Raw genomic sequence first — 26,025 nt, 5'->3', positions numbered from 1 at the left:
GCACGGCCGTCGCGTGCCCGAGCGGTGCTGGTGCCGCCGGCCGTAGAGTGGGCCCGGTGAGTGAGCTGGGTGCGCTGATCGAGTCGGTCTGTGCGGAGCGGGAACTGGTCTGCGAGTCCACCGGCCCGGGGTCGTACGCGGTGACCCTGCCCGGTACGCACAAGCTCAAGACGATCTGCAACCTGATCGTCGGTGAGCACGCGCTGCGGATCGAGGCGTTCGTGATGCGCCAACCGGACGAGCGCCGCGAGGAGCTGTGGGCCTGGCTGTTGCAGCGCAACGCCCGGATGTACGGCGTCTCGTTCTCCATCGACGCCGTCGGTGACGTCTACCTGACGGGTCGGGTCAACCCCGCCGGTGTCGACGCCGACGAGTTGGACCGGCTGCTCGGCGCGGTGTTGAGCTACGCCGACGAGTCGTTCGACACGATGCTGGAGATCGGTTTCGGCAGCTCGATCCGGCGGGAGTGGGAGTGGCGGGTCAAGCGGGGTGAATCCACCGCGAACCTCGCGGCCTTCGCGCACCTCTTCGAACCCTCCGGCCCGGCCGCCGGTGGTGCGGGCGAGCCCTGAGGCAACGGGTTCGCCGAACCGTGGTTCAGAGCGTTCCTGCTGGGTAAGCCGCCCCGCGCGGTGCGGCGTTGGGACCCGCCGCGCGCCGAGACTCCAGTGGCGAGGAGCGTGAGCGTCCATGGCTCAGCGAAACAGCTCGGGTCGCGGCGGGACCGCGACCAGCACCAAGCGGCAGGCCGGCAACCAGACCCCGAACAGTCCGCGGATCTCCGAGTCGGAGATCTCCCGGATGCGGGTGGACGACATCCGGGGCCAACTGCGCCGGCACGGCGTCTCCGGCATCTCCGCACTACGCAAGCCGGAACTGGTGAAGACGCTGGTCCGGACGCTGCGTTCCGGTGGGGCGGCGCGTCGGAGCAGCGGACCCGCCGGCCGGGCCGCCGGCACGAAGGCCGCCGGCACGAAGGCGACGTCGGCGCGGACCGCTCCGGGCCGCGCGAAGGCCGCACCGGCCAAGCGGACCGCACGTAAGGCCACCACCACCACCGCGCGCAAGACCACGGGCACCGCGCGCAGGGCGACGTCGACCGCGAGGACCACCGCGGCCCGCAAGGCCGCCTCGGGCGGCACCAAGGCGGTTCCGGCGCGCGGGGCGGCGAAGGCGGTTCCGGCGCGCGGGGCGGCGAAGGCCGCGCCAGCCCGCGGGGCGGGGAAGGCCGCGCCGGCCCGGGCGGCCGCGAAGGCGGCTCCGGCTCGGGGCGCCGCGAAGGCCGCACCCCGCAGCGGCGCGGTGCGGACCGGCCGGTCGACGGCCCGGTCGTCCCGGTCCTCGCAGGTGATCTCTTCGGTGCAGGATCGGCCGGAGCGCCCCGGGCGGAGCCTGGTGACCACCGATCATGACGTGATCCGGCGGTGGGCCCGGGCACGTGGCGCGAAGCCGGCGACGATCAGCGGTACCGAGCGGGAGGGCCGGGCCGGCATGCTGACGTTCAACATCCCCGGCTACCGGGAGAGCAGCCGGATCCGCGAGATCACCTGGGAGGAGTGGTTCCACACCTTCGACCTGCGGCGGCTGAACCTGATCTACCAGGAGCAGCTGCGTGACGGCCGGCAGAGCAACTTCTTCCGCACCGAGTCACCCGATCGGGAAGACGGCTGAGAGGTTTGTGGGAATCCTCGGCGGGTACCCGCTGTTGGCCAGGGGCGAGGCCCGATATGCGCCGTTCCGGGACCGGACACCGGCGCTGTGACGGGCGAGACAGCCAGCCAGGTTGAATCGGCACCACCAGCCGAACTAGCTTTATTACACCGCGCCACGCTCGGAACCGTTCGGGGGAGCGGCGGATCGATCAGATCTGTGCAACCGGGCGAGGTGTCGGGGGACGGGTGGATCGACACCGTTGGGGGACGGTGGCCCACCTGTTTGGACCGGCGGCGTGAGCGGGCGTCGCTTACGGGGGTGAGCTTCGCCCGCCGCCGCCGGTCGTACGACGCGATGTGCCCGGCACCGGATGGTGCCGGGCACATCGCGTCGCGGCGGGTCCACGCTCAACGTGACGTGGTGAGCGTCGGCTCGGCCGGGTTCGCCGCGGCGGCGCGCAGCGCGGCCACCCGCCGCTCCCGGGCCGGCCCGGCGAGCAGGTGGCCACCGGCGGCCAGCAACCCCAGGACGCCGACGATCAGCCAGTGCCCGTCGCCCCAGCGCTGCAGGCTGAACCCACCGAGCGTGGGCGCCACGAACGACGCCGCCGGGAAGGCCAGGTAGAAGACCGACTGGTAACGGGCCCGCAGGGCCGGTGCCGCCAGGTCCGCGTTGATCTGCGCGTTCGGCGGCGCGGCCAGCATGGAGCCGATCGTCCAGACCACGCAGGCGCCCAGGTAGAACGTCAGATCGTCGGCGAGGGCCAACGCGCCGAAACCGACCGCGAGCAGCGCGGTGGAGACGGCGAGCACGTGCGCCTTACGGTGCCGGTCGATGAGCCGGGGGACGAAGAGCTGCCCCAGTACGATCAGCACCCCGCCGAGGGCCACCACCCCGCCGTACGCCGAGGGCCCCAGCCCGTCGGCACGCATCGCCAGCGGCATGATCGTGGAGGTCTGCATGGTGAGGACGGCCAACACGAAGGTCAAGCCGACGAAGACCAGGAAGTTGCGGTCGGTCAGCGCGGTGTGCAGCCCGGGCCGACGTACGCCGGCAGCCGGCGGTGGCGCGGCCGTTGGTGACCGGCGGGCCAGGGTCTCGGGCACCTTCCATGCGATGAGTACGGCGGTGGCCAGCGTGGCGACCGCGTCCACCAGGAACAGCGCCAGGTAGCTCGCCTCGGCCAGCAGCCCGGCCAGTAGCGAGGCCGCCGCCATGCCCAGGTTGAACGCCCAGAACTGCAGGTTGAACGCGCGGGACCGGCGGTGCTCGGGCACCACGTCGACGATCGCCGCGACGAAGGCCGGGCTCGGCATCGAGTGGGTGACCCCGACCAGCAGCGCGAGCGCCGCGATCACGCCGAGGTGCTGGCTCAGCGCCAGTACGACCATCAGCGCGGCGGTCACCAGGTGCGCCGCCACCAGGGTCGCGCGGCGGCCCCACCGGTCGGCCAGTACCCCGCCGAGCAGTACTCCGGCCGCTCCACCCGCGCCGTAGGCGCCGACGATCACACCGGCCAGCGCCTCGCTGGCGCCCCGCCCGGCGGTCAGGTAGAGCGACAGGAAGAGCATCGCGAACGCCCCGGCCCGATTGACCAGCAGACCCGCCCAGAGGTACCAGAAGGTGGCGGGTAGTCCACCGGCGGTGTCGGCGAACCAGCGGCCCAACGCTCCGGTGGCTGCGCGTTCGCGCTGGTCTGCGGCCCGCACCCCGACCTCCCTGATCTGTTCGGTTACCTAACAGATCTTGCCGGAGGGCGTGGGCGGGGTACCGCGTACCCCCGGGGTCTACCGGGGTGTCGTCGCCACCGGCTCGGCGGCCTGCGGCGCGGCCGGCTGTGGCGCGGTCGACTGGGTCGTCACCACGGGCGTGGCCCCGGCGGTACGCAGTGTCAGGGCGCGTCGTTCCCGGGCCGGGCCGGAGACCAGGTGGCCGACCGCCATCACCGCGCCGATGACCGCGCAACCGAGCCACAGTGTCGCGTTGCCGGCCTGCTCCCGGACCAGCCCGCCGAGGATCGGCGCGGCGGCCCCCGCCAACTGCCAGGAGAGCGAGAAGACGCCCTGGTACCGGCCGCGCAGTTCGGCGGGGGAGAGTTCGGCGATGAGGGTGGCGTTGGACGGCGAGTTGAGCATCTCGCCGACCGTCCAGATCAGCACGGTGAGGCCGAAGAACCAGGCCACGTCTGCGAAGGCGGTCAGTCCGAAGCCGATCCCCATCACCACCGAGGCCAGGGCGAGCACGTGCGAGCGGCTGCGGCCCCGGATCAGTTTGGGCACGAAGAGTTGGCCGGCGACGATCAGCACGCCGTTGAGGGCGATCACCGAGCCGTACGTGGCGGGGCTCAGGCCGGAGTCCGCCATCGCGATCGGCAGCATCGAGATGTGCTGGAGGAAGACCAGTGCGCCGAGCAGGTTCAGCGTCACGAATCCCAGGTAGACCCGGTCGGACAGGATGGCGCGCAGGGCGCCGGTCGGCTTGCCGCCCCGGGGCGTGTCGACGGTGATGGTCCGGGTTTCCTTCACCCTGGCGAAGATGATCAACGCGGTGACCACCGTGGTCGACGCGTTGACCACGAACAGCAGCAGGTAGCCGGCCTGGGCGGCGAATCCGGCCAGCACCGCGGCGCAGGCGAAGCCGAGGTTGATCGCCCAGTAGTTGAGCGAGAACGCGCGCAGCCGGTCCCGTTCCGGCACGACGTCGATCATCATGGCGCCGAACGCGGGTCGGGCCGCCTCGGCGAACAGGCCCAGCAGCAGTGCACCCGCCGCGATCGTCCACAGGTCACGGGCGAAGCCCAGGGCGAGCATCATGGTCGCCGCGCCGAGGTGGGAGGTGAGCAGGGTCGGCCGCCGACCCCACCGGTCGGTCAGCGTACCGCCGGCGGTGGTGCCCACCGCGCCGCCGACGCCCCAGGCGCCGAGCACCAGGCCCGCCTCGGAGGCGGAGAAGCCCCGTTCCTGGGTCAGGTAGATGGCGAGGAAGACGAGGACGAACGAGCCGAGCCGGTTGATCAGGCTGCCGGTCCACAGGTACCAGAAGGTTCTGGGTAGGCCGCCCGTGGTCTCCCGGAACCAACCCCGCATCGCGCGCACCTCGGCGCCCCCGTTTCGGTAATGACTGATGATCTAGATGATCCTTACAACCTAGTTGGCCGCCGGAACCAAGGTCACGCCGTTTTCCACGTGGTGGTCGTCACCACCCTTCCCGCGCGTCCGGTCACCGGTTGCGGCAGGATGATCGGCATGACAGCTAGCGAGGGACCCACCGTCGGGACGCTGGTCCTGCTGCGGCACGGCGAGAGTGACTGGAACGCCAAGAACCTCTTCACCGGCTGGGTCGACGTGGACCTGACGGAGAAGGGCGAGAGCGAGGCGCGCCGCGGCGGCGAGCTGCTGCGTGAGCACAACCTGCTGCCGGACGTGGTGCACACCAGCGTGATGCGACGCGCCATCCGTACCGCCGAACTGGCGCTGGGCGCCGCCGACCGGCACTGGATCGCGGTGCGCCGGTCGTGGCGGCTCAACGAGCGGCACTACGGCGCCTTGCAGGGCAAGAACAAGAAGCAGACCCTGGACGAGTACGGCGAGGAGCAGTTCATGCTCTGGCGCCGCTCGTACGACACCCCGCCGCCACCGATCGCGGACGACGACGAGTGGTCCCAGGTGGGCGACCCGCGGTACGCGTTGCTGCCGACCGAGCTGATGCCGCGTACCGAGTGCCTCAAGGACGTCGTCGAGCGGATGTTGCCGTACTGGTACGACTCGATCGTGCCGGACATCCTGGCCGGCCGGACGGTGCTGGTGGCGGCGCACGGCAACTCGCTGCGCGCGTTGGTGAAGCACCTGGACCAGATCAGCGACGACGCGATCGCCAAGCTCAACATCCCCACCGGGATTCCGCTGCGCTACGACCTGGACCCGCTGCTGCGTCCGCAGACCCTGGGCGGCACCTACCTCGACGCCGAGGCCGCCAAGGCCGCCGCCGCCGCGGTCGCCAACCAGGGCCGCTGACCGGCGCCCCCGAGGTGCCGAAGGGCTCCTTCCCGACGCAGCCGTCGAGAAGGAGCCCTTCGCGTGCCCGACTCAGGCGGGGCTGACCGGCTCGCCGGTGATCAGGTAGACGACGTGCTCGGCGCTGTTCACCGCGTGGTCGGCGAACCGCTCGTAGAAGCGGCCCAGCAGGGTCGCGTCGATGGCCGTCTCCACCCCGTACGGCCAGTCCGCCCCGAGCAGCACCCCGAACAGGCCCTTGTGCAGCTCGTCCATCGCGTCGTCGTCGCGGTCCAGCTCGGCGGCCAGGTCGGCGTCCGGGTGCGCCAGCACCGCGGCGATCTTCTCGGCCATCCGGTCGGCGATGCCCGCCATGTCCGTGAAGACCGGCCGCAGCTCGGCCGGTACGGCGGGCGACGGGTGGCGGCGCAGCGCGGTCTTGGCGACGTGGTCGGCCAGGTCGCCCATCCGCTCCAGGTCGGCGGCGACGTGCAGGGCGGTGATCATGGCGCGCAGGTCGGAGGCGACCGGTGCCTGGCGGGCCAGCAGGTCGCAGACCCGCTCCTCCACCTGCCGGTAGCGTCCGTCGATCTCGGCGTCCTGCTCGACGACCAGCTCGGCAGCCCGGCGGTCGGCGGTGAGCAGGGCCCGGGTCGCCTGCCGGAGCGCAGCCCGGACGCCCTCGGCCATCTCCACCAGCAACTGGCTGACGGACTGTAGTTCGGCCCGGAACTCGTCGCGCATACTCACGTCCTGTGGGGTTGGCGCCGGCGACCGGGCCGGCGGTGCTTTGCGCAGGTCGTCGCCCAAGTTAGGGCCGGCGGGCGGCTCGCAGGTGAACGCCGGTGAACGGCACCGGACACGGAAGTGAACTTTCCCGGAAGTGAGTGTGCTTCGTCCTGTTCTGTTCGGTAGCCCGACAAACAATGACCCTACGATCACCGGGTGACGTGGGCGGTGACGGTGGGTGTGGCTGCGGCGCTGGTGACCGGACTGGTCGTCGGCCTGTGGCTGGCTCGGCTCGTCCCGGCGGCCCGTCGTCCGGCCGGCTCCGGGCGGAGCGGGTGGTTCGGTAGTCGGTTCGGTAGGGGGAGGCACACGATCGTCGAGGATGTGCAGGCCGGGCTCGGCCGGCGGGCGATCGACTCGCTGCGCGCAGGGGTCGTCGTGCTCGACCCCGACGACGTGCCCGTACTCGTCAATCCGGCGGCCCGCGCGATGGGGCTGCTGCGCACCGGTGGTCAGCCCGGTTCGGTCACCGCGCATCCGCTGATCCGTACCCTGGCCGGCCAGGTACGGCGTACCGGAGTGCGCCGCGAGATCGAACTGGACCTGCCGCGGGGCCGCGACAACGCCGGGGAGAACCCGCTCGGCGTGCACCTGCGGGCCATGTGGCTGGGCGGCGGTTACATCGCCGTGGAGGCGGCCGACGTGACCGAGTCGCACCGGTTGGCCCGGGTCCGCCGTGACTTCGTGGCCAACGTCAGCCACGAGCTGAAGACCCCGATCGGCGCGCTGCAACTGCTCGCCGAGGCGCTGCTCGACGCCACCGCGCCGGCCGGCGCGGCGCAGCCCGAGCTCGCCGAGGACCTGGTCGCCGCCCGCCGGTTCGCCGAGCGGATCCAGCACGAGTCGACCCGGCTGGGACGGCTGGTGCAGGAACTGCTGGAGCTGACCCGGTTGCAGGGCGCCGAGCCGCAACCGGCCCCGGAGCCGGTGGAGGTGGACTGGGTGATCTCCGAGGTGGTCGACCGCACCCGGACCGCCGCCGCGGCCCGACGGATCAGCGTCACCGTCGACGCCGAGCGGGGACTGACCGTGTACGGCAGCGACAGTCAACTGGCCACCGCCGTGGCGAACCTGGTGGAGAACGCCATCAACTACTCGGGCGAGGACACCACGGTACGGATCACCGCCGGTGTCTCCGCCGAGCAGATCGAGATCGCCGTGACGGACCAGGGCATCGGGATCGCCCCCACCGACGTGGATCGGATCTTCGAGCGGTTCTACCGGGCCGACCAGGCCCGCTCCCGGGCGACCGGCGGCACCGGGCTGGGGCTGGCGATCGTCAAGCACATCGCCAGCAACCATGGCGGACGGGTGGAGGTGGCGAGCACTCTTGGTGGGGGGTCGACGTTCACCCTACGGCTGCCCACCCGTCCTCCGGACGACCTTCTGGCGACACTGCCGTCGGTTGGTATCGAGACCGGTCCGGCCGAGGTCCGGCAGGTCTGACCGTGAATGGAAAGGAAACGCCGTTGAGCCGCGTACTGGTGGTCGAGGACGAGGAGTCGTTCTCCGACGCCCTGTCGTACATGCTCCGCAAGGAGGGGTTCGAGGTTTCCGTGGCCGCCACGGGCACCTCGGCGCTCACCGAGTTCGACCGTAGCGGCGCCGACATCGTGCTGCTCGACCTGATGCTGCCCGAGATGTCCGGCACCGAGGTGTGCCGGCAGCTGCGGCAGCGCTCGCCCGTACCGATCATCATGGTCACCGCCCGGGACAGCGAGATCGACAAGGTGGTCGGCCTGGAGATCGGCGCCGACGACTACGTCACCAAGCCGTACTCGCCGCGTGAGCTGGTGGCCCGGATCCGGGCGGTGCTGCGCCGGCAGAGCCCGGAGACGACCGAGTCGGGGATGCCGACGCTGGCCGCCGGCCCGGTCCGGATGGACATCGAGCGGCACGTGGTGACCGTCGACGGCGGGGCGGTGCAGCTGCCGCTCAAGGAGTTCGAGCTGCTGGAACTCCTGCTCCGCAACGCGGGCCGGGTGCTCACCCGCGGGCAGCTGATCGACCGCGTCTGGGGTGCCGACTACGTGGGCGACACCAAGACCCTGGACGTGCACGTCAAGCGGCTGCGGTCCAAGATCGAGCCGGAACCCTCCACACCGCGACACATCGTCACCGTGCGTGGCCTCGGCTACAAGTTCGAGCCCTGATCGGGCCCGGCACCGACCCCCACCGAAGCTCTCGGCTCCGCTGGCTGACGCGCCGTGCGCGGCCCCGGAAGCACGCTCGGTGACTCCCTGGCACCCCACCCTTCCCCGGACCGCGCCCTAACGACTCTGCTTACCTAAGGGGTGGCGGCGCGTCGGCGGCGGTCGGAGCGGGGTCGGCCGGAGGTCAGCGCGGATCGGCCGGGTGCGGGGCGATCAGGCCCTGCCGCAGTCGCGTCGCGCACAGCTCGGCCAGGTGGGCGTACGCGGCCTCGCCGACGAGCGCGGTCAGCTCCGGGGCGTACGAGAGGTACATCGGCTCGGTTCCGACGTGTGCGTCGGTGGACGAGGTGCACCACCAGTCGAGGTCGTGTCCGCCCGCACCCCAGCCCCGCCGGTCGAACTCGGCCAGTGTGGAGACCAGCACCTTGGTGTTGTCCGGCCGGTTGACCCAGTCCTGGTCCCGGCGGATCGGCAACTGCCAGCACACGTCCGGTTTGTACTCCAGCGGGTGCACCCCGTCGCGTAGCGCCTGGGCGTGCAGGGCGCAGCCGCCGCCACCGGGGAAGTCCGCCTCGTTGAGGAAGACGCACGGGCCCTCCGCGTCCCGGGTCGCGGTACGGCGCGCCGGGGTCTTGCCGTCCACGGTGTCGTTCTCGGTCCAGTTGCGGAAGCCCCGCCGGAAGTGCTGCCAGTTCTGTGGGGTCAGGCGCTTCACCGCGGCCCGGACCCGCTTCTCGTCGTCGGAGTCGGTGAAGAAGGCACCGTGTGAACAGCAGCCGTCGGCGGAACGCCCGGCGACGATCCCGTGGCAGCCCCGGCCGAAGACGCAGGTCCACCGGGACAACAGCCAGGTGAGGTCGGCGCGGACCACGTGCCGCTCGTCGGCCGGGTCGACGAACTCGATCCACTCCCGTGGGAAGTCCAGCGGCACCTCCCTGCTGCGCGGGTCCGCCGGGTCGTCCACCAGCACACGAAGTTCGATCTGACCTGTCACCCGGCCCAGCGTACGCGTGGTGTGCCGGCCCGACCGGTCAGTGACGCGAACCGGTTGGCCTAGGGTTCTCCCCATGCGACTGGGTGTCCTCGACGTCGGTTCGAACACGGTTCACCTGCTGGTGGTCGATGCCCATCGCGGCGCACACCCGTGGCCGGCGCATTCGGAGAAGGTGGTACTGCGGCTGGCCGAGCAGATCGCCCCCGACGGTGCGCTGCGCGAGGCCGGCGCGGAAGCCCTGGTGGAGGCGGTTCGCGGGGCACGTGCGGCGGCCACCGAGCGGCAGGTGGACGACCTGCTCGCCTTCGCCACCTCCGCGGTACGCGACGCCACCAACGCCGCCGACGTGCTGGCCCGGGTTCGGACGGCCACCGGCGTACGCCTGGCGGTGCTCTCCGGCGCCGACGAGGCGCGGATGACCTTCCTCGCGGTCCGGCGCTGGTTCGGCTGGTCGGCGGGGCGGCTGCTGGTGCTGGACATCGGCGGCGGCTCGCTGGAGATCGCGGCGGGCATCGACGAGGATCCCGACGTCGCGGTGTCGCTGCCGCTCGGTGCCGGTCGGTTGACCCGGGATCGGCTCGCCGTCGACCCGCAGAGCAGTACGCCGCCGCCACCGCAGCTGGTCGAGGAGCTGCGCGCCTACGTCGACAGCCGGCTCGACCCGGTGGTCGAGCGGATGACCGGGGTGGGCTGGGAACGTCCGGTGGCCACCTCCAAGACCTTCCGCACGCTCGCCCGCCTGGCCGGCGCGGCGCCCAGCGGCGCCGGCCTGTGGGCCCGTCGCCGACTGACCCGTTCCGGCCTGCGTCAGGTGCTCGGCTTCATCCGGCACATCCCGCCGTCGCAGCTGGTCGAGTTGGAGGGGGTGAGCGCGGGCCGGGCGCACCAACTGCTGGCGGGCGCCGTGGTCGCCGAGGCGGTGATGCGTCGTCTCGGCGTCGACTCGCTGGACGTCTGCCCGTGGGCGTTGCGTGAGGGCGTGATCCTGAGCCGGTTGGATCAACTCGCGCCGGTGTGACGCACCGCGTACCCGATGTCCGGTTTGCCGTCTCTCGTCGGGCTGACCCGATCGACGGCGGCTACCCTCGGTGGTGTGACTTCCCGCGTCCCGGTGCTCCTGTCCAGTTCCTCGGTCTTCCCTGAGCGGACCGCGGCGGCGTTTCAGCTGGCCGCGGAGCTCGGCTACGACGGGCTCGAGGTGATGGTGTGGACCGACGCCGTCAGTCAGGATGCCGGTGCGCTGCGTGGGCTGGCCGACCACTACGGCACGCCGGTGCGCTCCGTGCACGCGCCCTGCCTGCTGGTGACCCAGCGGGTGTGGAGCCCGGACCCGTGGGAGCGGCTGCGCCGGGCCGCTGAGCTGGCCGAGACGCTGGCGGCGCCGACGGTGGTGGTGCACCCGCCGTTCACCTGGCAGCGGGACTACGCCCGCAACTTCGCCGACGGGCTGGACAAGGTGGCCGGCGAGTTCGGCGGGCTACGGTTCGCGGTGGAGAACATGTATCCGGTGCGGATGGCCGGCCGGCAGTTCGTGCCGTACGTGCCGGGCTGGGATCCGACCGAGGCCGGTTACCCCTCGTACACGCTGGACCTGTCGCACTGCGCCGCCTCGCACACCGACGCGCTGGCGATGGCGGACCGGATGGGTGCCGGCCTGGCGCACGTGCACCTCGGTGACGGCACCGGTGAGGGGCGCGACGAACACCTGGTGCCCGGCCGGGGCGGGCAGCCCTGCGCGGAGCTGTTGCGGTCGCTGGCCGGGCGGGGCTTCGACGGCTCGGTCGCGGTCGAGGTGACCACCCGGGGCGCGAAGAGTCGACAGGTCCGGGAAGCGGATCTGCGCGAGGCGCTGGCCTTCGCCCGGCAACACCTCAGCACCCCGTCCCCGGTCGACGCCTGACCCCGGCGCCGGGCGGCCCGGACGGATCAGGACACGGGCGTGAGCGGGTCGGTCTGCGCCGGCACGGCGGCCCGTTTGCGGGCGCGGTGCGCGGCCACGTGCGAGCGGGTGGCGCAGCGTTCCGAGCAGAACCGCCGGCAGCAGTTGGACGAGGTGTCCAGGTAGACGTTGCCGCAGCGGTCGTCCGCGCAGACGCCGAACCGGGCGCTGCCGTACTCGCAGAGCCAGACCGACAGCCCCCACACCGCACCGGCGAGGAACTCCGAACTCACCGAGGCACCTCGACTGGTCACGTGCATGTGCCAGTCGCTGGAGTCGTGGCCGGAGATGCGCGGTTGCACCGGGAACGCCTCCAGCAGCGAGTTCAGCTCGGCCACCGCCTGGGCATCCCGCCCGGACGTGCCGTACTCGAAGACGTCCCGTAACCGTTTCTGCGCGCGTCGGAAGATCGCCAGGTCCCGCTCCGCGACGTCGTCGCGCATCCATGCGTTCTCGTCGGGGAAGATGGCCCGCAGGTCGTCGAGGCCGTCCAGACGGGCGTTGACTAGGTCAACTCCGGTCCGGGCGTACGCGTCGAAGTTCACCCTTCCAACCGTAGACGACTCATCCCGCGCGCGGCGTGTCGATGTAGTGCGGCAGGAACCTGGCGTAGCCGTCGGTGATCAGACTGGCGCTCTCCCGCAGGCCGGCACCCGCCGACTCGCCGTCGACCACCCAGCTGCCCAGCACCAGGCGGTTGCCGGCGAACTCGGGCAGCGCCCGGAACTCCTGGTAGCAGAAGCCCTCCTCGCCGTAGTCGCCCGGGTTGGTGAACTCACCTGCGGCGCTGACGATGCGTACCGCGGCGCCTTCCCGGCCGAGCAGCGGCTTGGCCACGTACTCCGGCATGCCGCGCGGCGAGTCGAGGTACGCCGGCAGCAGCAACTCGTGCCCCGGATACAGCTCCCAGAGCACCGCCAGCAGGGCCTTGTTCGACAGCAGCAGCTTCCACGCCGGCTCGATCCAGGTGGTCGGCGTGCCCGGATCGAGCGCCAGCGGCCCGTACGGCTCGGCGAGCATCCACTCCCACGGGTAGAGCTTGAAGCAGGTGGCGATCGGTCGGTCGGCGGTGTCGACGAACCGCCGGCCGTCCCAGCCGATCTCCTGAACCGGCAGCAGGTCGACGTCCAGCCCGGCCTGGCGAGCGGTCTCGGCCAGGTAGCCGGCGGTCATGTGGTCCTCGCCGGTCTCCTCCTCGTTCGACCAGACCACGTGCACCCGGCGCTCGTGCAGGTCGGCGCCGATCTTCGCCCAGGCGCCGACGAGCCGCTCGTGCAGGCTGTTCCACTGGTCCAGCTCCGGCCGGGTGTGCTCCAGCCAGTACCACTGGATGATGCTCGCCTCGACCAGCGCGGTCGGGGTGTCGGCGTTGTACTCGAGCAACTTCGGCGGCCAACTGCCGTCGTACCAGAGATCGAAGCGGCCGTACAGGGTGGGCGGGGCCTCCCGCAGGGACCGGGCGACCGCCTCGGCCGCCCAGCCGGGGATGCCGAACTCGGCGTACCGGTTGCGCGCCGCCACGTGCTCGGCGGCGGCCACCGACATCCGGTGCAGTTCCTCGGTGGCCTCCTCCAGCCGCAGCACCTCGTCCAGCTCGAAGGCGTACGCGGCGGTCTCGTCCCAGTACGACATCACCCCGCCGTCGGGCAGCTCGGTGTCGACGTACACCAGTCCCTGGGCGCGGATGGTGGCGTCCCAGTCGGGCCGCGGGTCGACCAGCTCGCGGCGCACCTCAGCCGCCGCAGGAGGCGAGGTGGGTGCCGAACCCGCCGCGCTCGGGCACGGCCGCCGCGGCCGGCTCCGGCGCCGTGCGGGCGGCCGACTCGGCGGCGGGGGCCGGGATCCGCATGGCCAGGGCCACCGTGTCGCCGCCGCCACTCGGGCCCATCGCACAGTCGTCATCGTCGTCGTCGGAGGTCATGTTGCATCCGGAGAGGGCGAGCGCGAGGGCGGTCAGCGCGCCGAGCTGTACGGAGGCCGACCGGAGCCGGCGGCGGGGGCGGTTTTCCACGTCATCGTTGTAACCGATGAACGCCAACCGCGCCGCCCCGCCCCTCGTCGGGGGCGGGCGTACGGGGGCCGCACCCGGGGGGTTGGTCGGACGTTACGCTCGGCTCATGCTCCGTTCCGTCATTCTCGCCGCCTCCCGGTCATCCCGGGTCGAGCGGCTCGTCGCGACGGCCCCGTTCTCGCGGGACGTCGTGCGCCGGTTCGTCGCCGGCGCCGGGACCGACGACGCGTTGCGCGTGACCCGCGAACTCGTCGACGACGGTCTCGCGGTCACCCTCGACAATCTCGGCGAGGACACCGTCACCCCCGAGCAGGCCACCGCCACCCGGGACGAGTACCTGACCCTGCTGCGGCGGCTCGGTGAGTCGGGGCTGACCCCGGCGGCCGAGGTCAGCGTCAAGCTGTCGGCGCTCGGGCAGGCGTTCGACGAGCAGTCGGCCTACGACAACGCCCGGGCGATCTGCGCCGCGGCGGAGGCCGTCGGCACCACGGTCACCCTGGACATGGAGGACCACACCACCACCGATTCGACCCTGGACATCCTGGCCAAGCTGCGCAAGGACTTCCCGTCCACCGGCGCGGTGCTGCAGGCGTACCTGCGGCGTACCGAGTCGGACTGCCGCGACCTGGCCTCGGCCGGGTCCCGGGTGCGGCTGTGCAAGGGGGCGTACAAGGAGCCGGAGTCGGTGGCCCACCAGTCGGCCCGCGAGGTGGACAAGTCCTACGTCCGCTGCCTGAACATCCTGATGTCCGGGGACGGCTACCCGATGCTGGCCACCCACGACCCGCGGCTGATCGCCATCGGGGAGGACCGGGCCCGCTGGTTCGACCGTGGCCCGGACCGCTTCGAGTTCCAGATGCTCTACGGCATCCGGCCGGAGGAGCAGGCCCGGCTGGTGGGCGAGGGCTACCAGGTCCGCACCTATGTCCCGTACGGCGACGACTGGTACGGCTACCTGATGCGCCGCCTGGCCGAGCGCCCCGCCAACCTGGCCTTCTTCGCCCGTGCGGTGGCCTCCCGGAAGTAGCGGCCCGGCTCACGCCGGGTGCGGCGGCGTCCGGCGCGAGTCTCCGGTCGGGCCGTACCCACCTCGCTTGACACCTCAGGCTAATGATGTTAGCTTTCTGGCTATGAATGCTAGCTTTGTCGCGCGCGGCGATGGCCGGATCGCGTACGAGGTGCACGGGCAGGGGCCGCTGGTGGTCCTGGCCCACGGCATGGGGGAGAACCGGCGCTCCTACCGGCACCTGATCCCGCTGCTGGTGGCGGCGGGCTACCGGGTGGCCTCGGTCGACGTACGCGGGCACGGTGACTCCACCACCGGCTGGCCGACGTACGCCCCAGGCGAGGTGGGCGGCGACCTGCTGGCGGTGGTGCGCGACATCGGCGGTCCGGCGACCCTGGTCGGCAACTCCTCCAGCGCCGCCGCCGTGGTCTTCGCCGCCACCGACGCACCCGAACTGGTCAACGGGATCGTGCTGGTGGGCGCGTTCGTCGGGCAGCCGGAACTCAACCCCTTCCTGCGCCTGGCCCTCGGTGCGGTGCTCCGCAGCCCGCGGCTGTTCGGCATGTTCCACCGCACCCTGTTCCCGGTGCACCGGCCGGCCGACGACGCGGCGTACCGCCGTGAGCTGGTCGCGGGCCTGCGCCGACCCGGCCGGATGGCGGCGGTCCGGGGAGTGGCCGCACCGGCGGAACCGCACTGGACGCAGCGGGCCCCGCAGGTGCGCCAGCCGGTGCTGGTGCTGATGGGGACGAAGGATCCCGACTTCACCGACCCGGGCGCCGAGGCCCGGGCCGCCCGGCGACTCTTCCAGGTCGCGGAGGCGAAGATGATCAGCGATGCGGGGCACTACCCGCACGCCGACCGGGCGGCGGAGACGACCGTGATCCTGCGCGACTTCCTGGCGGTGACCGACCGTGCCTAGAGCCGGACTGAACAAGCAGGTCGTGGTGCGCGAGGCGGCCCGGCTCGCCGACGAGGTCGGCTTCGACCGGCTCACCCTCGCCGCCCTGGCGAACCGGCTCGGCGTCGCGCTGCCCAGCCTCTACAAGCACGTCAAGGGCGCGGAGGCGCTCGCCCAACAGCTCTCCGCGCTGGCCACCGCCGAGCTGGCCGACGAGATGACCACGGCCGCCGCCGGCCGCAGTGGCGAGGACGCGCTGCGGGCGGTCGCCGAGGCGTACCGGTCGTACGCCCACCGCCACCCCGGCCGCTACCCGACGACCCAGCGGGTGCCGGACCCGGCCGACCCGGCACACCTGGCCGCCGGACAACGGGCGGTCGACGTCGTCTACGCCATTCTTCGTGGATACGACATCCACGGTGACTCCGCCGTGGACGCGGTCCGGATGTTCCGGGCCGCCGCGCACGGCTTCGTCTCGTTGGAGGCGGCCGGCGACTTCGGCCTGCCCCGCGAGGTCGACCGGTCCTTCGACCAGATGATCACGGCGCTGAGTGTCGCGTTCCGTCGATGGCCGCGGGATCGCGCGGAACCGTCGACGGCGTGACCGCTGTCGCGGCGAAAGGATGATCGCGCGGATGGCGTGATGCCCGTACGCTTCCCGGCGTGACACACGGGGAGCACGAGGACGCCGCCACCACGCCACCACCGGCCACGCCGGGTCCGCAGCCCGCCACGCCGGATCCAGCGTCCGCCGCGCCCGCCGACCTCGATCCAGCGCCCGCCACACCGGGTCCGCAGTCCACCGCGCCGATGCCGCAGGCTGCCGTACCGGGTCCGGCGGCCAGGCCCGCGCGGACGCGGTGGTGGCTGTGGGCGTCCCTGCTCATGGTCGTGTTGCTGGTGGCCTGCAGCCTGCCCGCGGCGGTGGTGCTGCTGATGGACGTCGGCCGCGACGATGCGACGCCGACCGAGTCCGCCGCCCCGACCGAGGACCCGGACGAGAACCCGACCACGCTGGCCGCCCGGCAGCTCGCCGAGCGGATCGGCGAGCAGCTGGACCGCCAGTCCGCCGCCCTGCTCGGCGGCGATCGGGCCGGGTTCCTGGCGATCGCCGACTCCGACACCGCGCGCACCGAACTGCGCCGCCGGTACGACTCGCTCAAGGCGCTGCGGGTGGCCCGCTGGACGGCCCGCCCGAGCGGCCTGCCCACCGGCGCGGGCGCGGCGGGCGAGTGGCGGATGCGCGTCTCGATCGAGTACTGCCTGGTCGTGCGCCGCTGCCAGCCGACCCCGATGGTCATCGACACCCGGTGGCGGGACGGCCCGGAGCCCCGCCTGCTGGAGATCGAGAAGTCGAAGCCCTCGCCGAACCGCTACGACCAGTACAGCGACCAACCCGGCAGCATGCCGTGGGAGGTCAGCGAGCTGACCTCGGTGGTCGGGCAGCGGACCATCGTGGCGACCACCCGCGAGCACCGCGAACTGCTGCCGTTCCTGCAGGTGCGGGCCGAGGCGGCGGCCAGGGTGGCCGACCGGTACGCGGTGGAGGGCACGCCACCGGACCGGTACCGGATCTTCTACGCCGGCGAGAAGGAGTGGCGGACCTGGTACGGCGGCGAGCAACCGCACTGGGGTGTCGGGCTGGCGATCGGTATCGGCGGCGGCCACCACGAGGTCGTACTCGAGCCGGACAGCCTGTCCTACGGCCCCTACCTCGACCAGGTGCTCCGGCACGAGTTGACGCACGCCGCCACGCTGCCCGACGGCTACTGGGAGGATCCGGCCTGGTGGCTGGTCGACGGGCTGGCCGAGCACGCGGCCGCCGACAGCCAGCCGGTCGCCGACTACCCGGCACTGGCCGAGACCCGGCGGCTGGTGCGCGGTGACTGGAACGGCAAGCTCGACGACCTCTATCCCACCGACGAGATGAGCGGCGACGAGGTGAACGGCCGGTACGGCATCGCCTACCTCGCCGTGCGCCACTTCGCCGACCGGTTCGGCGAGGAGAAGCTGCTCGCCTTCTTCAAGGCGGTGGTGCACGACCGCCGACCGGCGAACCAGACCGCCGAGGAGATCCTCGGTGAGCCCTGGTCCGACCTGCAGGCCGAGTGCGCCGCCCAGATCCGTAAGGCGGTGCGCTGACGGGCGCGTCGTCGCTGGTCGACACGGCCTCGTAGCATGTGTCGGGTGCGCCGCCCCGAACCGCCGCGGCTGCCCCCAGCCACGCGGCCCCGCCTGCTCACCGCCCTGCTCGCCATCGCCGTCACGACCCTCACCGGTGCCGCCTCCTGCGGCGCCGAGGAGCCGCCGATCGCGCTCGCCTCGGCGGTGCGCGCGCCGGTCACGGAGGAGATCGACGCACCCGCCACGGTGGTCGCCCGGGCGGCGGCCACCCTCACCGCGCCCGCCGACGGGATGCTGGCCAGCCTGCGCGTGCGGCCGGGCCAGCGGGTCAAGCGGGGCCAGGTGCTCGCCGTGGTCGACTCGCCGTCGGCACGGGAGCGGCTCCGGCAGGCCCGGGCCGCGCTGGACGCCGCCAACCGGGCCGGTGGCGGTGGTGGCGGCAACCTCACCGGCTCGCTGCGCGGCACCGATCGGGCCGCGAGCGAGGCGCACGCCGCGGCCCGCGCCGCCGCGGCGAAGATCAGCGATCCGGAGCTGCGCAAGGCGCTGCTCGCGCAGGTCGAGTCCGCCCAGCGGCAGTACGACTCCGCGGCCCGCGCCGCCGACCGCGCGGTGCGCGAGGTCCAGCGTGGGGTACGCAACCTGAACTCGGCCGTCGGCGCCCTCGCCACCGCCCAACGGATCCAGGCACAGCAGGCGTACGACCTGGCGAAGGCGACCGTCGACGCGCTGACCCTGCGTGCGCCGATCGCCGGGGTCGTGCAGCCGGGCGGGGTCAGCACCGGCGCCGGTTCGGCGGGTGCGCTCGCCGGATTGCTCGACGCCGCCGGTGGGATGCCGGCTGGGATCGACCCGGGTGCGCTCGGCGCCGCACCGGCGGGCCCGCCGCCGGGCGTGGACACCGCGGTCCCGGTCGGCGGGCGGGTCACCGCCGGCACGCCCGTACTGACCGTGGTGGACACCGGCGAACTGGGCCTGCTGGCCGAGGTCGACGAGACCGACGTGCTGCTGGTCCGGGCCGGTCTCACCGGCACCGTCGAGCTGGACGCGGTCACCGGTGCCACCTACCGGGCGACCGTGCGCTCGATCGACGTGCTGCCCAGCACCTCGGCCCGGGGCGGGGTCAGTTACCGGGTCCGGTTGGCGCTGGGCCCGGGCCTGTTCGGCGAGGCGGAACCGGCACCGACTCCCCGGCCCGGCATGAACGCGGTGCTGCGGCTGCGGGTCCGGGAGGCGGCGGACGCGGTGACCGTGCCCGCCTCGGCGGTCTTCTCCGCCGACGGCCGGGACACCGTCTGGGTGGTCCGCGACGGTCGGGCCGACCGGGCGGTGGTCACCGTCGGGGTGCAGGGTCAGGATCTGGTGCAGATCGTCGACGGGGTGCAGGCCGGTGACCGGATCGTGGTCCGCGGCACCGACCAGGTGCGCGACGGTCAGGAGGTCGGGTGAGCCCAGGCGCCGGCCGCGACCGGGACGGCTCGGCGTCGGCCCCGGCGATCGAGGCGCTGGACGTCTCCCGGACGTACCAGTTGGACGGGGTCTCCGTACCCGCCCTGCGCGGGGTGTCGCTGACCATCGCGGCCGGTGACTACGTGGCGTTGATCGGGCCCTCCGGGTCGGGCAAGTCCACCCTCATGCACCTGCTCGGCGGCCTCGACCAGCCGACCGGTGGCCGGCTGGTGGTCGGTGGGCGGGCGGTCGGTGACCTGTCCGCACCCGAGTTGGCCCGGCTGCGCAACGAGACCATCGGCTTCGTCTTCCAGGCGTTCCATCTGCTGCCGCGTACCTCGGCGGTGGACAACGTGGCGCTGCCGCTGGTCTACCGGGGGGTCGGTGCCCGGCAGCGACGCGAGCGGGCCGCCGCGATGCTGGCACGGGTTGGCCTCGGGCACCGCCTGGACCACCGCCCCAACCAGCTCTCCGGTGGTGAACAGCAGCGGGTGGCGATCGCCCGCGCCCTGGTCACCGACCCGGCCGTGTTGCTGGCCGACGAGCCGACCGGCAACCTGGACAGCACCACGGGCGCGGCCGTGCTGGAGTTGCTGGAGCGGCTCAACGTCGAGTCCGGGGTGGCGCTGGTGATGGTCACCCACGACGCGGAGGTGGCGGCCCGGGCCCGCCGCCGGATCACGCTGCGCGACGGCGTGGTCGTCGCCGACACCGGCCTGGCCGACACCGGCTCGGGCGGCATCGGCTCGGGCGGCATCGGCTCGGGCGGCATCGGCTCGGGCGGCATCGGCTCGGGCGAGGCCGGAGTCGGTTCGTGAGGCTGGCCGAGGCATGGCGGGTGGCGGCGGACGCGTTGCGGGCCAACCGGATGCGCAGCCTGCTGACCATGCTCGGGGTGATCATCGGGGTGGCCTCGGTGGTGCTGCTGGTGGCCATCGGGACCGGCACCAAGCAGACGGTCGAACAGCAGGTCGAGGGGCTCGGTTCCAACCTGCTGCTGGTCGTACCGGGGCGGCTGGACGTCGGTTCGGCGCCGGCGGTCTCACCGCTGACGCTGCAGGACGTGGACGCCGTCTCCCGGGTGGTCGGCGATCCCAGCCGGGTCGCCGTGACGGTGGCCTCGGGCGCGACCGTACGGGCCGGTGCCCGGCAGGACTTCACCACCGTGCAGGGGGTGCTGGAGACCACTCCGACGGTCTTCGCCCGGGAGTTGGGTCGGGGCCGGTACCTGACCCGGTCCGACGTGGACACCGGCCGGCGGGTCGCGGTGCTCGGTGACTCGGTGGCCCGGGTGCTCTTCCCCGACCGGGAGGCGGTCGGCCAGCAGGTCAACGTCGCCGGGGTCCGGTTCCGGGTGATCGGTGTCTTCACCCCGCTCGGTCAGAGCCTCGGCGTCGACCGGGACGACGAGGTGCACATCCCGGTCACGGCGGCCCAGCGGCTGTACGGCACCCAGCGGGTCGACGCGATCGCGGTGAAGGCGCCGGACCGGGAGCGGATCGACGACCTCGGCCAGCGGATCGTGGCCGAGTTGCAGGGCCGGCATCCGGGCACCGAGTTCAGCGCCGTCACCCAGGAGCAGATCCTCGGCGTACTGGGTGACATCCTCGGCATCCTGACCGGCGTACTGGCCGCTATCGCCGGCATCTCACTGCTGGTCGGTGGGGTGGGGGTCTCCAACATCATGCTGGTGTCGGTACGCGAACGGACCCGGGAGATCGGGCTGCGCAAGGCGGTCGGTGCCCGCCCACGGGACATCGGCGTGCAGTTCCTGCTGGAGGCGGTGCTGCTCACCTCGATCGGCGGCCTGACCGGGATGGCCCTCGGGGTCGGTGGTGCGCTGCTGGTGGCGGCGCTCTCCCCGATCCCGGCGGCGGTGACGTGGTGGTCGCTGGCGTTGGCCTTCGGCGTCTCGGCGGCGGTGGGGATCGTCTTCGGGGTGCTGCCCGCGCAGCGGGCCGGCCGGCTGGACCCGGTGGTCGCCCTCCGTGCCGAGTGACCCTGGTTGCCCCGGTGGCCGAAGATGATCGGCCGGGCCGATTCGGCCGCAGGCCACCCGACCAGGGGTTTTTCCTCGGTGACCCGGGCCGGATCCATGATCAGTTGCAGGAAGGGATCGCGCCGGTCACAACCGCCCCGCTACCGTACTGGTAACACGCGCGTCGCCGGCCGCGCGGGAGGACCCGTGGGGCGGCACGCGCCGGGCATGGGATGGGTCGGGTGAGCCATGGCCGGGTCGCAGTCCGACGGTCGGCTGTCGGATGTCAGGTTCCTGACCGTCGCCGAGGTGGCGACGGTCATGCGGGTGTCGAAGATGACGGTCTACCGCCTGGTGCACAGCGGTGACCTGACCGCGGTGCGGGTCGGCAGGTCGTTCCGGGTGCCGGAGCACGCGGTGCACGAGTACCTTCGCGGAGCGTTCCAGGAGACCGCCTGACCCGCGTGTCAGGCCGGTGCCGCCGGGCCCACTGATCGGGCATCGACCGGGGGCGCGTTGGTCCTGCTGACGCAGTCCCGCTACGCTGGACGGGCGATCGTGACCGTTGGTGCGCCCCGCGCCCACCCCGCCGGTCCGGTCCGCTGTCCGCAAGCGGTCGCCGACGCCACTGGTTCGTGGTGTCTCGCCGGTCGCGCCGCACGTTGCATCGAAAGGCTTTCGTATGGGCTCGGTGGTCAAGAAGCGCCGCAAGCGCATGGCTAAGAAGAAGCACCGCAAGCTGCTGCGCAAGACCCGCGTCCAGCGTCGCCGTCTCGGCAAGTGACCGGTGCCGGGCGCTGGCCCGGCTCCGTCGCTTGCCAACTGTCGACCCTCGGAGGCTCAGGTGATCAGGCCGTGGCTGCCCCGGCTCGGTCCCGGCCGTCGGGGTAGGTGCCAGACATGACCCCCGGTGGCTCGTCGAGCCTTCCGGGGGTTGTCGTCGTGACCGGGGTCAGTCGCTACCTCGGCGCGCACGTCGCCGCCCGGCTGGCCGCCGATGCGCGGATCGACCGGGTGATCGGTGTCGACCTGGCCGAGCCGGGGCCAGAGGTCGCCGCTCTGCTGGATCAGGTCGAGCGGATCCGCGTCGACGCCGGCGCCGTCGGTGGCCTCCTGGCCGACCTCGACGTCGACGCCGTGGTGCACCTGGCGCTGGTCAGCGCTCCGGATCCGCAGCAGGGCGGCCGGGCGGCGATGAAGGAACAGAACGTCATCGGCACCATGCAGCTGCTCGCGGCCTGCCAGCGGGCCCCCCGGCTACGCAAGATCGTGGTCCGTTCCTCGACCGCGGCGTACGGGGCCTCGTTCCGCGACCCCGCCGTCTTCACCGAGGAGACCGAGCCGCGGGAGGTGCCGCGCGGTGGGTTCGGCCGGGACATCCTGGACATCGAGGGGTACGTCCGCGGCTTCCGTCGGCGGCGCCCCGACGTCACCGCCACCGTGCTGCGGTTCGCGCCGTTCATCGGCTCGACGGCCGACACCACGCTCACCCGTTACTTCTCGCAGCCGGTGGTGCCGACCATCTTCGGACGGGACGCCCGGTTGCAGTTCCTGCACTTCGACGACGCCCTGGAGGTGCTGCACCGCTCGGTCGTCGAGGACCACCCGGGCACGTACAACGTCGCCGGGCCGGGGGTGCTCGCACTGTCCCAGGCGATCCGCCGGGCCGGTCGGGTGGCCGTACCGGTGCTGGAACCCGGCCTGTCCGGCGCCATCGCGCTCGCCCGCGCCCTGGGTTACGGCCGCTACGGTCTCGACCAGGTCGATCTCTTCGTGCACGGCCGGGTGGTGGACACCGCCCGGCTGGAGCGGGAGTACGGCTTCACCCCCCGCTCCACCGCCGCCGCCTTCGACGACTTCATCCGCGCACACCACGGCCGGGCCGTGGTGACCCGGGAACAGTTGGCCGCCGCGGAGCAGTTGGTGCTCGACCGGATCCGACAGGTCCGCGCGGCCGTCCGGGAGCAGTCGTGACCGGGTCGGCGGAGCGGCGTGACGACCTGCCGCTCGACGAGTGGCACGAGGTGCCGGCGGGCGCGGACGAGGACCGGGCCCGCAGCAACGGGCACCGCCCGGCCGAGCCGATCGCACCGGCGGTACCGGACCGCTCCGGTGACGTCTGGGACCGGCGGGTCGCGGGCGGGCTGGCGTTCCTGCGCCGTCGGCTGGCCGGCGACTACGAGGTGGACGAGTTCGGTTTCGACCCGGAGCTGACCGAGGCGGTCTTCCACCCCCTGCTCCGCCGGCTCTACCGGGACTGGTTCCGTACCGAGGTGACCGGGCTGGAGAACGTACCCGCCGACGGGGCGGGGCTGGTGGTGGGCAACCACTCCGGCGCAGTCGCCCTGGACGCGCTGATCCTCTCCACGGCACTGCACCACGAACACCCGGACCACCGCTACCTGCGGTTGCTCGCCGCCGACCTGGTCTTCCGGATGCCGGTGATCTCCGAACTCGCCCGTAAGACCGGCGGCACGGTCGCCTGCAACCCGGACGCCGAGCGGCTGTTGCGCGGCGGTGAGCTGGTGGGCGTCTTCCCGGAGGGCTTCAAGGGCATCGGCAAGCTGTACTCGGATCGCTACAAGCTGCAACGCTTCGGTCGAGGTGGCTTCGTCTCGGCGGCGCTGCGCACCGGTACTCCGATCATCCCGGTCGCCATCGTCGGCGGCGAGGAGATCTACCCGATGCTCGCCGACCTCAAGCCGCTCGCCCGGCTGCTCAAACTGCCCTACTTCCCGGTGACGCCGACCTTCCCCTGGCTCGGCCCGCTGGGCATGGTGCCGCTGCCGAGCAAGTGGCTGATCGAGTTCTGCCCGCCGATCCCGACCGCCCACCTGGTCGATTCCGCGGACGACCCGCTGGTCGTGTTCAACCTTGCCGATCAGGTGCGCGAGACGATCCAGCAGACCCTGCACCAGCTACTCGAACGCCGACCGGACCCGTTCGGGCCGTAGTCGAACTCCGGCCGTACCCCGGCTCGAAGGATGGCCGGGCCGGCGCTGCTCAACCGTTGCGGCGTCGACGTTGCAGCACCACACCGGCGGTGACCGCGCCGGCCACCAGCCCGGCGGCGGCCGTCGACGGAACGGCGATCTTGACGGCCCGGCGACCGGTGCGGAAGTCGCGTACCTCCCAGCCGTGCCGGCGTGCCTGCCGGAGCAGGGTGGTGTCCGGGTTGACCGCCACCGCCCGGCCCACCGCGGAGAGCATCGGCAGGTCGTTGGCGGAATCGCTGTAGGCGGTGCAGCGGCTCAGCTCCAGCCCTTCCACGACGGCGAGCTGGGTTACCGCCTCCGCCTTGGCCGGACCGTGCATCAGGTCACCGACCAACCGGCCGGTGTACGCCCCGTCGGCGATCTCGGCGACGGTGCCGATCGCACCGGTCAGCCCGAGCCGCGCGGCGATCACCCGGCCGATCTCCACGGGCGCGGCACTGACCAGCCAGACCCGCTCACCGACGTCCAGGTGCCGCTGGGCCAGCCGGCGGCTCCCGGCCCAGATCCGGGGCGCCATCAGCTCGTCGAAGATCTCCTCGGTGAGCCGTTCGACGTCCTCCACCCGCCAGCCCTCCACGAAGGCGAGGGCGGCCTCCTTGGCCTGGGACATGTCCCCGGCGTGTTCGCGGGCGAGCACCCGGAAGCGCAGCTGCTGCCAGGCGAACCGGGCCAGGTCGGTGGTGGTGAAGTACTTGCGTGCGGCGAGACCGCGAGCGAACCAGTAGATCGAGGCGCCCTGCATCATCGTGTTGTCCACGTCGAAGAAGGCTGCGGCGCGTGGATCCGGCGCCGCCGGGGGAGCCGGGTCGGTCTCTGCCCAACCGGCGGTGTGCCCGTGCACATCGGTGCTGACGGTCACCTTCCGGCTGCGCGCCACCCGTTCCCCCTCACCTCGACGGCTGCGATCCCTTCGCGAGGGTAGCTGGCGGATTCGGGTACCGCCCGGGCCGTGGATCCCAGTGGTCGTGTGCTGGTCACCAGGTCAGGGGCAGGTGCCGGGCGTGGGGCCGAGTTCGTCGCTGGCGGTGCTGATCTGCTGTCCACAGGCGATGCCCAGGCGCAGTGCGTCGGCGCGCTCGCCCACCGACGCCAACAGGGCCAACGACTGCGCGGTGCGCTCCTGGTCGGCACGGGAGCCCCGGTCGGTCAGGACGTCGAGGGCCCGGCGCTGCCGGGTGAGGAAGGCATCGACCGCGTCCAGGGCCGTGGGATCCGAGCGCTGTGCGGCGGCCGCGGTCAGCAGGCGTACGCCCTGCCGGGTGTCGGCGTCCATGTCGTCCAGCACCGCGCCGTAGCCGACCCGGTTGCCGCGCAGGGCGGACGCCTCGGCCAGTCGGGTCCCGGCGAAGTCGAGGAAGAGCTGGCCCCGGCTGATCTCGGAGCTGGCGAGCGCGAGCTGGGCCCGCTCGGTGCCGCGCTTCATGCCGTACAGCGCGTCACCGGGTACGGCGTTCTCGCTGGCGGCCGAGATGCCGGAGACGGCGATCGCGCCGGCCGCGATGCCCACCAGGATCGCGCCGCGGGCGCGGGCCCGGCGTGCGGTGACGGCCGGCAGCAGGGACCCGCGGGTGACGCCGGTCTTCTCGGCCGGTGTCGTGGCGGGTGGCGTACCGATGCCCTCCCGGACGGCGGTGGCCAGCAGCATCGCCCGCAGGCCGGTCCGGAACTCCGGGTCGACCGCCGGCTCGGGCGGATTGGCCCCGAGTTGCCGGCCGAGCGCGACGAGCGGCGTGAGCTGGTCGTCGATCCGGGAGCGGACGTGATGGCGTCGGCCACCGTTCGCTTCGTCCAGAAGCTGCGCGAAGCGCTCGGTGCGCCGACGGGAGAAGAGTGCGTTGTCCACCGCGGCACCTCCTCTCGCTGGGCGCGGCCGGTCGGCCGCGGTCACCGCCAGCGACCGATGACCGCCGACACCACGGCGTACGCCGTGGGCGCCGTCGTCCACCAGTGGGACGGACCCGGGGGTCCGGGTGTCACCGGTCGCACCCGGAGAAACGCGCCGCGCCGGGGTCCGGTTACGGGCCGGCGAGGGGCGAAATC

General features: G+C 72.6%; 27 protein-coding genes. 18 read left to right on the top strand and 9 right to left on the bottom strand.

Features of this window, described 5'->3' with window-relative positions; all coding sequences use genetic code 11:
- The first annotated feature begins 47 nt into the window (after positions 1-47).
- A complete protein-coding gene (locus D2L64_RS16650; RefSeq protein ID WP_119577560.1) occupies positions 48-572 on the top strand; it encodes a type III secretion system chaperone family protein in 525 nt (174 codons plus the stop codon).
- A gap of 229 nt (positions 573-801) precedes the next feature.
- The gene (locus tag D2L64_RS16645) at positions 802-1,671 is read left to right on the top strand and encodes a hypothetical protein (RefSeq protein WP_233558997.1); all 870 of its coding nucleotides are present in this window, start codon (positions 802-804) and stop codon (positions 1,669-1,671) included.
- Positions 1,672-2,060: 389 nt separating this feature from the next.
- Here D2L64_RS16645 and D2L64_RS16640 read toward each other — a convergent pair whose 3' ends face one another.
- Both D2L64_RS16640 and D2L64_RS16635 read right to left on the bottom strand, forming a co-directional pair.
- Positions 2,061-3,362, bottom strand: a complete 1,302-nt coding sequence (locus D2L64_RS16640; RefSeq protein WP_233558991.1) for an MFS transporter — start codon at positions 3,360-3,362, stop codon at positions 2,061-2,063.
- Positions 3,363-3,440: 78 nt separating this feature from the next.
- The gene (locus D2L64_RS16635) at positions 3,441-4,748 is read right to left on the bottom strand and encodes an MDR family MFS transporter (protein WP_119577556.1); all 1,308 of its coding nucleotides are present in this window, start codon (positions 4,746-4,748) and stop codon (positions 3,441-3,443) included.
- A gap of 150 nt (positions 4,749-4,898) precedes the next feature.
- Between D2L64_RS16635 and D2L64_RS16630 the strand changes: the two genes are divergently transcribed.
- Positions 4,899-5,666 carry a phosphoglyceromutase gene (locus tag D2L64_RS16630; protein ID WP_119577735.1) on the top strand — a complete coding sequence of 256 codons (768 nt, stop codon included), beginning with the start codon at positions 4,899-4,901 and terminating at the stop codon, positions 5,664-5,666.
- Between the two features lie 72 nt (positions 5,667-5,738).
- Here the strand turns inward: D2L64_RS16630 and phoU are convergent, their stop codons facing one another.
- The gene (gene phoU / locus D2L64_RS16625) at positions 5,739-6,389 is read right to left on the bottom strand and encodes a phosphate signaling complex protein PhoU (protein WP_119577555.1); all 651 of its coding nucleotides are present in this window, start codon (positions 6,387-6,389) and stop codon (positions 5,739-5,741) included.
- A gap of 201 nt (positions 6,390-6,590) precedes the next feature.
- Between phoU and D2L64_RS16620 the strand changes: the two genes are divergently transcribed.
- The gene (locus D2L64_RS16620) at positions 6,591-7,880 is read left to right on the top strand and encodes a sensor histidine kinase (protein WP_407663118.1); all 1,290 of its coding nucleotides are present in this window, start codon (positions 6,591-6,593) and stop codon (positions 7,878-7,880) included.
- A 23-nt stretch (positions 7,881-7,903) separates the two neighbouring features.
- Positions 7,904-8,587: a response regulator transcription factor gene (locus D2L64_RS16615; protein ID WP_119577553.1), complete on the top strand. Its 684-nt coding sequence runs from the start codon at positions 7,904-7,906 to the stop codon at positions 8,585-8,587.
- A gap of 184 nt (positions 8,588-8,771) precedes the next feature.
- Here the strand turns inward: D2L64_RS16615 and D2L64_RS16610 are convergent, their stop codons facing one another.
- Complete coding sequence (locus D2L64_RS16610) at positions 8,772-9,581, bottom strand: hypothetical protein (protein ID WP_119577551.1); 810 nt, start codon at positions 9,579-9,581, stop codon at positions 8,772-8,774.
- 73 nt (positions 9,582-9,654) lie between these two features.
- Between D2L64_RS16610 and D2L64_RS16605 the strand changes: the two genes are divergently transcribed.
- Both D2L64_RS16605 and D2L64_RS16600 read left to right on the top strand, forming a co-directional pair.
- Entirely contained in the window at positions 9,655-10,599 is a 945-nt protein-coding gene (locus D2L64_RS16605) for a Ppx/GppA phosphatase family protein (protein WP_119577549.1), read from the top strand.
- A gap of 75 nt (positions 10,600-10,674) precedes the next feature.
- Positions 10,675-11,481, top strand: a complete 807-nt coding sequence (locus D2L64_RS16600; protein WP_199714572.1) for a sugar phosphate isomerase/epimerase family protein — start codon at positions 10,675-10,677, stop codon at positions 11,479-11,481.
- A 26-nt stretch (positions 11,482-11,507) separates the two neighbouring features.
- Here the strand turns inward: D2L64_RS16600 and D2L64_RS16595 are convergent, their stop codons facing one another.
- Genes D2L64_RS16595 through D2L64_RS16585 form a run of 3 tightly spaced genes read right to left on the bottom strand, consistent with a single transcriptional unit; the run spans position 11,508 to position 13,531 of the window.
- Positions 11,508-12,065, bottom strand: coding sequence for a CGNR zinc finger domain-containing protein (locus tag D2L64_RS16595; RefSeq protein ID WP_119577547.1), 558 nt, complete (start codon positions 12,063-12,065; stop codon positions 11,508-11,510).
- A 19-nt stretch (positions 12,066-12,084) separates the two neighbouring features.
- Positions 12,085-13,251, bottom strand: a complete 1,167-nt coding sequence (locus D2L64_RS16590; RefSeq protein ID WP_119577545.1) for a glutathionylspermidine synthase family protein — start codon at positions 13,249-13,251, stop codon at positions 12,085-12,087.
- A 1-nt stretch (position 13,252) separates the two neighbouring features.
- On the bottom strand, positions 13,253-13,531 hold the full coding sequence (locus tag D2L64_RS16585) for a hypothetical protein (protein ID WP_233558990.1): 279 nt from the start codon (positions 13,529-13,531) through the stop codon (positions 13,253-13,255).
- Positions 13,532-13,637: 106 nt separating this feature from the next.
- On the opposite strand from D2L64_RS16585, the gene D2L64_RS16580 reads away from it, so the two are divergent.
- The 11 genes from D2L64_RS16580 (at position 13,638) to D2L64_RS16530 (ending at position 23,943) form a co-directional block, all read left to right on the top strand.
- The gene (locus D2L64_RS16580; protein ID WP_119577543.1) at positions 13,638-14,558 is read left to right on the top strand and encodes a proline dehydrogenase family protein; all 921 of its coding nucleotides are present in this window, start codon (positions 13,638-13,640) and stop codon (positions 14,556-14,558) included.
- 103 nt (positions 14,559-14,661) lie between these two features.
- Positions 14,662-15,459: an alpha/beta fold hydrolase gene (locus D2L64_RS16575; RefSeq protein WP_119577541.1), complete on the top strand. Its 798-nt coding sequence runs from the start codon at positions 14,662-14,664 to the stop codon at positions 15,457-15,459.
- Positions 15,452-16,042 carry a TetR/AcrR family transcriptional regulator gene (locus D2L64_RS16570; RefSeq protein WP_119577539.1) on the top strand — a complete coding sequence of 197 codons (591 nt, stop codon included), beginning with the start codon at positions 15,452-15,454 and terminating at the stop codon, positions 16,040-16,042. Before D2L64_RS16575 ends, D2L64_RS16570 begins: the two co-directional genes overlap by 8 nt.
- Before the next feature lie 59 nt (positions 16,043-16,101).
- The gene (locus D2L64_RS16565) at positions 16,102-17,580 is read left to right on the top strand and encodes a hypothetical protein (protein WP_233558989.1); all 1,479 of its coding nucleotides are present in this window, start codon (positions 16,102-16,104) and stop codon (positions 17,578-17,580) included.
- Positions 17,581-17,616: 36 nt separating this feature from the next.
- On the top strand, positions 17,617-19,011 hold the full coding sequence (locus D2L64_RS16560) for an efflux RND transporter periplasmic adaptor subunit (RefSeq protein ID WP_119577537.1): 1,395 nt from the start codon (positions 17,617-17,619) through the stop codon (positions 19,009-19,011).
- Positions 19,008-19,829, top strand: coding sequence for an ABC transporter ATP-binding protein (locus D2L64_RS16555; protein WP_119577535.1), 822 nt, complete (start codon positions 19,008-19,010; stop codon positions 19,827-19,829). Before D2L64_RS16560 ends, D2L64_RS16555 begins: the two co-directional genes overlap by 4 nt.
- Positions 19,826-21,010 (top strand): ABC transporter permease, encoded by a 1,185-nt coding sequence (locus tag D2L64_RS16550; RefSeq protein WP_119577533.1) that lies wholly within the window; start codon positions 19,826-19,828, stop codon positions 21,008-21,010. Before D2L64_RS16555 ends, D2L64_RS16550 begins: the two co-directional genes overlap by 4 nt.
- A 228-nt stretch (positions 21,011-21,238) precedes the next feature.
- Positions 21,239-21,448, top strand: a complete 210-nt coding sequence (locus tag D2L64_RS16545) for a helix-turn-helix domain-containing protein (RefSeq protein ID WP_119577531.1) — start codon at positions 21,239-21,241, stop codon at positions 21,446-21,448.
- 223 nt (positions 21,449-21,671) lie between these two features.
- Complete coding sequence (locus D2L64_RS16540; protein WP_007465623.1) at positions 21,672-21,773, top strand: 30S ribosomal protein bS22; 102 nt, start codon at positions 21,672-21,674, stop codon at positions 21,771-21,773.
- 116 nt (positions 21,774-21,889) lie between these two features.
- A complete protein-coding gene (locus D2L64_RS16535; RefSeq protein WP_119577529.1) occupies positions 21,890-22,963 on the top strand; it encodes an NAD-dependent epimerase/dehydratase family protein in 1,074 nt (357 codons plus the stop codon).
- A gap of 110 nt (positions 22,964-23,073) precedes the next feature.
- Positions 23,074-23,943, top strand: coding sequence for a lysophospholipid acyltransferase family protein (locus D2L64_RS16530; RefSeq protein ID WP_119577725.1), 870 nt, complete (start codon positions 23,074-23,076; stop codon positions 23,941-23,943).
- Between the two features lie 49 nt (positions 23,944-23,992).
- Here D2L64_RS16530 and D2L64_RS16525 read toward each other — a convergent pair whose 3' ends face one another.
- Both D2L64_RS16525 and D2L64_RS16520 read right to left on the bottom strand, forming a co-directional pair.
- Positions 23,993-24,916: an HAD family hydrolase gene (locus tag D2L64_RS16525; RefSeq protein ID WP_407663123.1), complete on the bottom strand. Its 924-nt coding sequence runs from the start codon at positions 24,914-24,916 to the stop codon at positions 23,993-23,995.
- Positions 24,917-24,967: 51 nt separating this feature from the next.
- Complete coding sequence (locus tag D2L64_RS16520) at positions 24,968-25,828, bottom strand: DUF5667 domain-containing protein (RefSeq protein ID WP_119577723.1); 861 nt, start codon at positions 25,826-25,828, stop codon at positions 24,968-24,970.
- Between the last annotated feature and the right edge of the window lie 197 nt (positions 25,829-26,025).

This window comes from Micromonospora radicis, assembly GCF_003583405.1.
Taxonomy (GTDB): domain Bacteria; phylum Actinomycetota; class Actinomycetes; order Mycobacteriales; family Micromonosporaceae; genus Micromonospora; species Micromonospora radicis.
Note: the sequence above shows the minus strand (reverse complement) of the source record. Positions and strands in the feature narration are given on the sequence as shown.

Coding starts and splice junctions, on each gene's coding strand:
- D2L64_RS16645 (WP_233558997.1), top strand. CDS start 802: ATGCGGGTGGACGACATCCGGGGCCAACTGCGCCGGCACGGCGTCTCC.
- D2L64_RS16630 (WP_119577735.1), top strand. CDS start 4,899: ATGACAGCTAGCGAGGGACCCACCGTCGGGACGCTGGTCCTGCTGCGG.
- phoU (WP_119577555.1), bottom strand. CDS start 6,389: ATGCGCGACGAGTTCCGGGCCGAACTACAGTCCGTCAGCCAGTTGCTG.
- D2L64_RS16605 (WP_119577549.1), top strand. CDS start 9,655: ATGCGACTGGGTGTCCTCGACGTCGGTTCGAACACGGTTCACCTGCTG.
- D2L64_RS16580 (WP_119577543.1), top strand. CDS start 13,638: ATGCTCCGTTCCGTCATTCTCGCCGCCTCCCGGTCATCCCGGGTCGAG.
- D2L64_RS16575 (WP_119577541.1), top strand. CDS start 14,662: ATGAATGCTAGCTTTGTCGCGCGCGGCGATGGCCGGATCGCGTACGAG.
- D2L64_RS16560 (WP_119577537.1), top strand. CDS start 17,617: ATGTGTCGGGTGCGCCGCCCCGAACCGCCGCGGCTGCCCCCAGCCACG.
- D2L64_RS16545 (WP_119577531.1), top strand. CDS start 21,239: ATGGCCGGGTCGCAGTCCGACGGTCGGCTGTCGGATGTCAGGTTCCTG.
- D2L64_RS16540 (WP_007465623.1), top strand. CDS start 21,672: ATGGGCTCGGTGGTCAAGAAGCGCCGCAAGCGCATGGCTAAGAAGAAG.
- D2L64_RS16535 (WP_119577529.1), top strand. CDS start 21,890: ATGACCCCCGGTGGCTCGTCGAGCCTTCCGGGGGTTGTCGTCGTGACC.